This window comes from Desulfovibrio piger (genome assembly GCF_012843875.1).
Lineage (GTDB): Bacteria > Desulfobacterota > Desulfovibrionia > Desulfovibrionales > Desulfovibrionaceae > Desulfovibrio.
Genome location: NZ_JABAFY010000072.1, coordinates 1 through 9,115 on the forward strand (window position 1 = coordinate 1; position 9,115 = coordinate 9,115).

Annotated in this window: 2 protein-coding genes and 2 pseudogenes; 2 read left to right on the top strand and 2 right to left on the bottom strand. The window is 56.4% G+C overall.

What is annotated here, in order from left to right; translation table 11 throughout:
- Positions 1-3,617 (bottom strand): beta strand repeat-containing protein (locus HF854_RS11635; protein WP_240937748.1); only part of this gene is annotated, 3,617 nt, incomplete at its 3' end.
- Positions 3,618-3,632: 15 nt separating this feature from the next.
- Positions 3,633-4,469, bottom strand: a pseudogene (locus HF854_RS12945) (hypothetical protein); the annotation flags it as partial.
- Between the two features lie 660 nt (positions 4,470-5,129).
- On the opposite strand from HF854_RS12945, the pseudogene HF854_RS12950 reads away from it, so the two are divergent.
- Positions 5,130-5,483: pseudogene (locus HF854_RS12950) on the top strand (hypothetical protein); the annotation flags it as partial.
- 15 nt (positions 5,484-5,498) lie between these two features.
- A partial coding sequence (locus tag HF854_RS11640) for a beta strand repeat-containing protein (protein ID WP_240937748.1) occupies positions 5,499-9,115 on the top strand: 3,617 nt, incomplete at its 3' end.

Sequence of the window (9,115 nt, forward strand, 5' to 3'; positions counted from 1 at the left end):
GCGGGATCGGCGAAGCCCAGACGGTTGACCACGGCATTGGTGCCCGCGTCGGAAGCCATCTTGGTCATCTGCGGCACAGCGCCGGCGAAGGCGATGCGGGCAGCGCTTTCGATGCTTTCAGCGGCGGCGTTCTTGTCGGCGCCGAGGAAGCGGTTGTCCGTGGCGCGGCTCAGGAAGCGCACGCCCATGTCGGCGGAATTGACGTCGGCGTAATCCCAGCGAGGTTTGCCAGCGGCACCGTCATGGCCGGTATACAGGTCGTTCACCGCGTTGGCCATGCCGTCGCTCAGGTTGGGGAACACGGTATGGGCGTCATTGCGGGAGGCCTTAGTGGTGACCTTGCCGGGGGTAGTAGTACCCGTACTGTCAAACTTGGCATCGCCCAGCGAGATCATGTCCGTGGTGGACGTCACGCCGTTGTTCTTCCAGCCCGCGAGGTCTGTTCCCGGATTATTCACATTGCCCACGATGGTGTAGTCCTGACCAGCCACGGCATCGGTGACCAGCAGCTTGGCACCTTCGGCCACGGTGAGGGTGCCGCCGGTAGTATGAGCGAACGTGATGGCAGCGCCACCGGCCGCGATAGCCTCATCGGCACCGTTGACCACCAGCAGGCTGTTGTCAGCGAAGGTGGCGGAGTTGGCGTTAGCGGAAGCCGTCAGATATTCTTCCAGACTTCCCACATCGTAAGGGAGGGCGCCGTCAGAGTCGCCTACTTTGCTGCCATCCACGAGCAGGGCCTTATCGGTACCGATCGTGATCCCCTTGTAGAGGCCCATGGCTGCGGTAATACCGGTTTGGGACAGGCCCACGCCCTTGGTGTAGTTGCCTACCACACCACGCAGCCAGCCGGTATTGTCGGTACCCAGAGCCAGGTAGGAGTTCTGGCCCACGCCCACGCTGCCGTTGACGGTGACGTCATCCTCACTCGCGGTCCCGCTCAGACTTGCCACAGCCACATTGCTGGAGGCCTGATCCCAGGCCGGGTCGACCAGCAGCATGCCTTCGTTGAGGTTGATGTGCTTGGCGGACAGGGTGGTGCCGCCGACCGTATCGTCACCGGTACCCACGGTCAGGGTCTTGATGCCACCGTCCAGCTTCAGGTCAGCAACCGTGGCCTGCGTGCCGTTGGTCAGCTTCAGGCTAGCGACCGTGCTGGCATCCGCAGCGCCCGTACCCGTCAGATCCAGGGTACCGCCGTCGACAGCCACGTCACCGGAAGCCGTCAGCGTCTTGGCAGCCACGTTGGTAGCGGAGATGTTAGCAGCTTTGATGGTGCCACCGGCCACGACGGTCAGCTTGCCGCCAGCAGCCTGCGTGAGGTCCTTGCCCGTGGCGGTGATGTTCTCACCAGCCTGCAGCGTCAGGACGTCGTCGGCAGCACCGGTGTAGTTTGCCCCCAGGGTCAGGGTCTTGTCGGCGACCACGGAACCCTGGCCGGAGAGCGCGTTATTGATGGTGATGTTACCACCGATGGTGTCATCCTTCTTGCTGGCAGCCAGCAGGCCGTTGTTCTTCAGCGTGACGGTGTTGGCCGTGATGTCACCATCAGTGGCCTTGATATTGGCGGCGTCAGCGGTGACTGCACCCGTGCCGGTCACAGCGCCGACCGTGTAGTCACCGTTGCTGGCGTTGAGGGACCCATTGCTGTCAAGAGCGATCTCAGCCGAGCCCAGAGTACCGGCACCACGTTCAGGTATGGCGGCACTGCCGAGGTTGAGTTTACTATTGCTTTTTACCTTGATCGTCGTGAGAGCATTCCCGTTGGTCGCGATCAGCTTGTCTTTGGCGTTACCGCCCACCACGGTCAGGCTGCCATTGTCGATGGTGAGGGACGTTGCCGATCCCGTGATATTGACCTTGTTGACTGCGACGTCAGCACCGTTGATGCTAACTTCATCATTGGTGCCTGCATCGACCTTTAGATCGTTCTCCAGGAAGGAGTTGTTGTGGACCGTGGTGCCAGGCAGGCCTTCTGTGAACTCAGTCGTGCTACCAATCGTATTGCTGGACACGACCAGGTCAGTGGCTTTGTTATCTGCGCCGACCAGCGTACCACCGACAAAGCCGAAGGAGGAGCCTGTTTGCAGAACATTCTTCTGCACCAGAGCGCCCTTCGCAGCGGTAAAGTCCGTAGCCGTGTAGTTGCTGTTGTTGATGAGGTACAGGGAGCCGCTGGTCACAGACAGGCTGGTGTCTTTCTTGGGCGTGTTATAGCCCTCCAGCACGTCGTCCTTCTGCAGGGTCAGAGCACCGCCGTTCACCGTCAGGCTGCCAAGACCCGTCCCCTGCGTTTTCCACTCGGTGATACCGTTGACGACCAGAGCGCCGCCTTCTTCGACCGTGGTGGTACTGCCGGCAGCCAGGGACAGACCGCTGTCCAGCGTAGTGGTACCATCAGTGACAGTGATGATTCTGGCGTTGAAAATGTCGTTGGCCCCGCCCCCAGCGAAGGTATTGGAACCTGTGAAAGTGATGGTACCGGCATTGAAGATAGCACCACCATGGGCATGTTCGCCTGTGGCGCTGTTTCCGGTGAAGGTGGAGTTATTCAAGGTAAGGTTACCGGCATTGTAGATGGCGCCACCAAGCTTGCCGGCCTTGTTGCCTTCGAAGGTGGAACCCGTGATGGTCATCTGGTCGGCGTTGGTGATGGCACCACCCTGCTGAGCGTCACCGACCAGAGCCGTGTTGCCCTTGAAGGTGCTGTCGGCGATTTCGACCTTGCCGTCGGAGCCGTTCCACACAGCGCCGCCGTTACCGGCCTTGTTGCCTTCAAAGGTGGAACCCTTGATGGTGATGCTCTTTTTGGGTGCACTACCGGAGTTATTTCTGACAGCGCCACCCATGCTCTTGCCGGCGTCGTTGCCCTTGAAGGTGCTTTTTTTGATGGTGACGGTACCATCGTTGTTGTTGATGGCACCGGCAATGGCACTGGAGTTGCTGGCGAAGGTCACGCCATCGACCATCAGCGTAGCACCGGCGTTGTTGTAGATGGCGCCGGCGGCGCTTTTCGCCGTGTTGCCTTCAAAGCTGCCGCGGTTGATGGTCAGCGTGCCGGTATTGAAGATGGCACCGCCGAAATCGGCTTTGTTGCCATCAAAGGTGGCATCAGTAATGGTCATGATGCCGCCACTAGGCTTTGTGGAGTTTTGGTCCAGAGTGCCGTCATTGTAGATGGCACCGCCCTTGCCTGTGGCTTCATTGACGGAGAAGGTACCGGTCACCGTCACACCGGCGCCCTTACCCAATCCATTGTCGGTATAGAAGCTGTTATAGATGGCGCCGCCCTGTTGGGCTTTGTTGCCAATGAAGGTCGCGGCGATGTCGAGCTTGGCTGCGCTGTTGTTTGCATCTTTAGCCTGGCGAGTGGCGATGGCACCGCCATTCGTGCCGGAGGTGTTGTTCTTGAACGTAGTGTTGGCAATAGTGGTTGTGGACTCGGCACCGAGGGCGATGGCACCACCGCCGATAAGTGTGCCTTCGTGCGTCCCCGATTGTTGAGCTTTATTGTCTTCAAAGTAAGAATCTTTTACCGCCAGTCCTTTAAAATTACCAATGGCCCCCCCATCACCGTCAGCGGCATTATTGATGAAGCTAGTACTGGTGATAGTCATGCTTTTCGAGCTGGTTCCAGATGCAATAGCACCGCCAGATTTAGTAGCATGATTTTCTGTAAAGACTGAGTCTTTTACATCTAGATCAGAGGACTGAGTGATGAAGATAGCGCCACCATATCCTTTCGCTTTATTATTTTTGAAATCATTTTTATTGATGGCTAACTTTTCTGCCTCTGCAAAAATAGCGCCACCATTCCCATCAGCAGTATTTTCTTTAAACTTTACTGTTGTAAAAGTCGTGCTACCGAGTGTTGTAAAGGCAGTATTTTTGTGGATACCTACGGCACCACCATTGCCATTAGATGAATTATTGTCGAACTCAGAGCCAGAGATTGATTTTGTCAGGGTATCCTGACCTGTTCCCATTCCCCAAAGAGTGACAGCCCCCCCACCAGTATTGTTAGCAAAAAAACTATTTGTTATTTTAATGGAGCTAACATCTCCCCCATTTTCTTTTCTGAGATTCGTTAAGACGCCAAACGTCGCGTTCTGATTAGTTAAGTTGGCGGTTATCGTGTCGTCATCGTTCTTAACGACCGTATCCGTGGGAGTGTCATCTGCAAAATACAGATTTCCGTTATAATAGAGAATTTTACTGTCTTGGGCAGGTGTTATTGTTTCTACATCCGCCGCCCCCGCGGCTGCGGCGCCGCCCATGACCAGCATGCCGGCCACGGCCAGGCTGCCGAAAGTGTTCATCAGGTGGCACTTTTTGAGCACCGCCTTGTACCGGTTGATGAGGTTCCCGATGGCTCCCTTGGTCAGTTGCATACAACTATCCTCCATCCTTGGTTTTATTATTCGCATGTCCGCATGGGACGGTGGCGATAAAGTAGACTTTTTCGCCATACCGTCAGGACAGGGTTAGAACAGGAACGCGCATGCCGCAGGGTAAATTCCGTGGAATGGAATAAAAAACCGATAGTAAGAATATCGTCTTTTATTTTAAGGTATTGCTCTACGAAACAAAAATGAAGCTATTATAGCTTGCTTTATAACCTGAGTGGAACTATTATCACTGAAAACGTGGCGAAAAAGTCTACTTTATCGGCACCGTCCCATGCGGACATGCGAATAATAAAACCAAGGATGGAGGATAGTTGTATGCAACTGACCAAGGGAGCCATCGGGAACCTCATCAACCGGTACAAGGCGGTGCTCAAAAAGTGCCACCTGATGAACACTTTCGGCAGCCTGGCCGTGGCCGGCATGCTGGTCATGGGCGGCGCCGCAGCCGCGGGGGCGGCGGATGTAGAAACAATAACACCTGCCCAAGACAGTAAAATTCTCTATTATAACGGAAATCTGTATTTTGCAGATGACACTCCCACGGATACGGTCGTTAAGAACGATGACGACACGATAACCGCCAACTTAACTAATCAGAACGCGACGTTTGGCGTCTTAACGAATCTCAGAAAAGAAAATGGGGGAGATGTTAGCTCCATTAAAATAACAAATAGTTTTTTTGCTAACAATACTGGTGGGGGGGCTGTCACTCTTTGGGGAATGGGAACAGGTCAGGATACCCTGACAAAATCAATCTCTGGCTCTGAGTTCGACAATAATTCATCTAATGGCAATGGTGGTGCCGTAGGTATCCACAAAAATACTGCCTTTACAACACTCGGTAGCACGACTTTTACAACAGTAAAGTTTAAAGAAAATACTGCTGATGGGAATGGTGGCGCTATTTTTGCAGAGGCAGAAAAGTTAGCCATCAATAAAAATGATTTCAAAAATAATAAAGCGAAAGGATATGGTGGCGCTATCTTCATCACTCAGTCCTCTGATCTAGATGTAAAAGACTCAGTCTTTACAGAAAATCATGCTACTAAATCTGGCGGTGCTATTGCATCTGGAACCAGCTCGAAAAGCATGACTATCACCAGTACTAGCTTCATCAATAATGCCGCTGACGGTGATGGGGGGGCCATTGGTAATTTTAAAGGACTGGCGGTAAAAGATTCTTACTTTGAAGACAATAAAGCTCAACAATCGGGGACGCACGAAGGCACACTTATCGGCGGTGGTGCCATCGCCCTCGGTGCCGAGTCCACAACCACTATTGCCAACACTACGTTCAAGAACAACACCTCCGGCACGAATGGCGGTGCCATCGCCACTCGCCAGGCTAAAGATGCAAACAACAGCGCAGCCAAGCTCGACATCGCCGCGACCTTCATTGGCAACAAAGCCCAACAGGGCGGCGCCATCTATAACAGCTTCTATACCGACAATGGATTGGGTAAGGGCGCCGGTGTGACGGTGACCGGTACCTTCTCCGTCAATGAAGCCACAGGCAAGGGCGGTGCCATCTACAATGACGGCACTCTGGACCAAAACTCCACAAAGCCTAGTGGCGGCATCATGACCATTACTGATGCCACCTTTGATGGCAACAAAGCCGATTTCGGCGGTGCCATCTTCAATACCGGCACGCTGACCATCAACCGCGGCAGCTTTGAAGGCAACACGGCGAAAAGCGCCGCCGGCGCCATCTACAACAACGCCGGTGCTACGCTGATGGTCGATGGCGTGACCTTCGCCAGCAACTCCAGTGCCATTGCCGGTGCCATCAACAACAACGATGGTACCGTCACCATCAAAAAAAGCACCTTCAAGGGCAACGACGCCGGCAAGAGCATGGGTGGCGCTGTCAGAAATAACTCCGGTAGTGCACCCAAAAAGAGCATCACCATCAAGGGTTCCACCTTTGAAGGCAACAAGGCCGGTAACGGCGGCGCTGTGTGGAACGGCTCCGACGGCAAGGTCGAAATCGCCGACAGCACCTTCAAGGGCAACACGGCTCTGGTCGGTGACGCTCAGCAGGGTGGTGCCATCACCAACGCCGACCAGATGACCATCACGGGTTCCACCTTCGAAGGCAACAAGGCCGGCAAGCTTGGTGGCGCCATCTACAATGCCGGTAACCTTACCTTGAATAACTCCACCTTCACCGGAAACAGCGCCACAGGCGAACATGCCCATGGTGGTGCTATCTTCAATGCCGGTACCATCACTTTCACAGGTTCCAATACCTTCGCTGGGGGCGGGGCCAACGACATTTTCAACGCCAGAATCATCACTGTCACTGATGGTACCACTACGCTGGACAGCGGTCTGTCCCTGGCTGCCGGCAGTACCACCACGGTCGAAGAAGGCGGCGCTCTGGTCGTCAACGGTATCACCGAGTGGAAAACGCAGGGGACGGGTCTTGGCAGCCTGACGGTGAACGGCGGTGCTCTGACCCTGCAGAAGGACGACGTGCTGGAGGGCTATAACACGCCCAAGAAAGACACCAGCCTGTCTGTGACCAGCGGCTCCCTGTACCTCATCAACAACAGCAACTACACGGCTACGGACTTTACCGCTGCGAAGGGCGCTCTGGTGCAGAAGAATGTTCTGCAAACAGGCTCCTCCTTCGGCTTTGTCGGTGGTACGCTGGTCGGCGCAGATAACAAAGCCACTGACCTGGTCGTGTCCAGCAATACGATTGGTAGCACGACTGAGTTCACAGAAGGCCTGCCTGGCACCACGGTCCACAACAACTCCTTCCTGGAGAACGATCTAAAGGTCGATGCAGGCACCAATGATGAAGTTAGCATCAACGGTGCTGACGTCGCAGTCAACAAGGTCAATATCACGGGATCGGCAACGTCCCTCACCATCGACAATGGCAGCCTGACCGTGGTGGGCGGTAACGCCAAAGACAAGCTGATCGCGACCAACGGGAATGCTCTCACGACGATCAAGGTAAAAAGCAATAGTAAACTCAACCTCGGCAGTGCCGCCATACCTGAACGTGGTGCCGGTACTCTGGGCTCGGCTGAGATCGCTCTTGACAGCAATGGGTCCCTCAACGCCAGCAACGGTGACTACACGGTCGGCGCTGTGACCGGCACGGGTGCAGTCACCGCTGACGCCGCCAATATCAAGGCCACTGATGGTGACATCACGGCCAACACCGTCACGCTGAAGAACAACGGCCTGCTGGCTGCCAGCAAGAAGGATGACACCATCGGTGGTAACATCACCATCAATAACGCGCTCTCCGGCCAGGGTTCCGTGGTCGCCGACAAGACCCTGACCCTGGGGGCAAACTACACCGGTGCTGCCGACGACGTCCTGACGCTGCAGGCTGGTGAGAACATCACCGCCACGGGCAAGGACCTCACGCAGGCTGCTGGCGGCAAGCTGACCGTCGTGGCCGGTGGCACCATCAAAGCTGCTAACATCTCCGCTACCAACGTGGCTGCCAAGACGCTGACGGCTTCCGGTGACGTGGCTGTCGACGGCGGTACCCTGGATCTGACGGGTACGGGCGCTGCGGATGCCAGCACGGTCGCTAGCCTGAAGCTGACCAACGGCACGCAGGCCACGGTTGCTGACCTGAAGCTGGACGGTGGCATCAAGACCCTGACCGTGGGTACCGGTGACGATACGGTCGGCGGCACCACCCTGTCCGCCAAGCACATCAACCTCAACGAAGGCATGCTGCTGGTCGACCCGGCCTGGGATCAGGCCTCCAGCAATGTGGCTGTGGCAAGTCTGAGCGGGACCGCGAGTGAGGATGACGTCACCGTCAACGGCAGCGTGGGCGTGGGCCAGAACTCCTACCTGGCTCTGGGTACCGACAATACCGGCTGGCTGCGTGGTGTGGTAGGCAACTACACCAAGGGCGTGGGCCTGTCCCAAACCGGTATTACCGCAGCCATGGGCCTCTACAAGGGGATCACGATCGGTACCGATAAGGCCCTGCTCGTGGATGGCAGCAAAGTAGGCGACTCTGACGGCGCCCTCCCTTACGATGTGGGAAGTCTGGAAGAATATCTGACGGCTTCCGCTAACGCCAACTCCGCCACCTTCGCTGACAACAGCCTGCTGGTGGTCAACGGTGCCGATGAGGCTATCGCGGCCGGTGGCGCTGCCATCACGTTCGCTCATACTACCGGCGGCACCCTCACCGTGGCCGAAGGTGCCAAGCTGCTGGTCACCGATGCCGTGGCTGGTCAGGACTACACCATCGTGGGCAATGTGAATAATCCGGGAACAGACCTCGCGGGCTGGAAGAACAACGGCGTGACGTCCACCACGGACATGATCTCGCTGGGCGATGCCAAGTTTGACAGTACGGGTACTACTACCCCCGGCAAGGTCACCACTAAGGCCTCCCGCAATGACGCCCATACCGTGTTCCCCAACCTGAGCGACGGCATGGCCAACGCGGTGAACGACCTGTATACCGGCCATGACGGTGCCGCTGGCAAACCTCGCTGGGATTACGCCGACGTCAATTCCGCCGACATGGGCGTGCGCTTCCTGAGCCGCGCCACGGACAACCGCTTCCTCGGCGCCGACAAGAACGCCGCCGCTGAAAGCATCGAAAGCGCTGCCCGCATCGCCTTCGCCGGCGCTGTGCCGCAGATGACCAAGATGGCTTCCGACGCGGGCACCAATGCCGTGGTCAACCGTCTGGGCTTCGCCGATCCCGC